This is a genomic window from Microcoleus sp. Pol12A5 (genome assembly GCF_036701435.1).
Classification (GTDB): domain Bacteria; phylum Cyanobacteriota; class Cyanobacteriia; order Cyanobacteriales; family Microcoleaceae; genus Microcoleus.
On record NZ_JAUBQU010000308.1, the window covers coordinates 1 to 1170 of the forward strand.

At 46.7% G+C, this 1170-nt stretch carries 1 protein-coding gene; it reads right to left on the minus strand.

Annotated elements, in window-relative coordinates; all coding sequences use genetic code 11:
• Positions 1–392: 392 nt before the first annotated feature.
• Positions 393–671, minus strand: a complete 279-nt coding sequence (locus tag QUA45_RS28920) for a hypothetical protein (RefSeq protein WP_333223395.1) — start codon at positions 669–671, stop codon at positions 393–395.
• Positions 672–1170 lie beyond the last annotated feature (499 nt).

The window sequence follows — 1170 nt, forward strand, 5'->3', positions numbered from 1 at the left end:
TGTTTATCACCCCTAATGTAATAGTTATCAGGACTGTTTATCACCCCTAATGTAATAGTTATCAGGACTGTTTATCACCCCTAATGTAATAGTTATCAGGACTGTTTATCACCCCTAATGTAATAGTTATCAGGACTGTTTATCACCCCTAATGTAATAGTTATCAGGACTGTTTATCACCCCTAATGTAATAGTTATCAGGACTGTTTATCACCCCTAATGTAATAGTTATCAGGACTGTTTATCACCCCTAATGTAATAGTTATCAGGACTGTTTATCAGGGGTTGTGTGATTTTTGTCAGACCTATTATCGGGGGATTTACTAACAGTAACCTCGGATTTGTAGAGGGTGAATAAGGTCTTTTATCACCCTATAAATCAGGGGATGCTATCAGGAACATCGGAAACATTTAATCAGCCATCCGTTGAGAAGTTTCCGCAAGGGCGATCGGCTGCACTCCGGGTGCTGGTGCTGTGGGTGAATTGTCCGCAAGGGCGATCGGATGAACCGCACCCGCCTCGCACCGCCGCCGCCACCATCCACAATCCAAACCCACAATCCAAACCCGCCCCGCACCCGCCACCACACCCACCACAGGCAGGCAACCCGCCACCGCCACCATCGCCGCCACACACCAGGGGCGATCGCCTCATCATCCACCATCACCATACCATCCCCACAGGCTAACGTCTCACCAGAGGTGTCTATTTACGATTCCTAGGTGGGGGTTAGATGTCGTGGCTTAGATATATCGTCTGATAGGTTTGACGGTTTCTAAAGGTGTTTAAAGGTTTATTATCATTAGTGTGAGTGTGTTCTCAATAAGTTCTGACACTCCAAAAGTTTTATTGACGCAAGATTAGCGCAAGCGCTAACCCCTAAGTTAGGCAATTTTGCGTCAATAAAAAAAATGAAACCATACAGCGTATAGGTTTTTTCCTGCTGAGTTCTGTTGCAATTCCAGACGGGTTTTAGGAATTGCAGCAAAATTGCAGCGGTTTTACCTGTCAATAAGATGGGTTTTTTAACCAATAAGCACGGGGTTATGGGTTCAGTTCGATCGCCCCGTCTTAAGTCGATCGTCAAGACATCACGGACGGGTGTGACGGTCGGAGCGGTGGCAGTGGCAGGCAGTGTCGGTCGGAGCGGTGGCGGTCTAGCTTTTTTG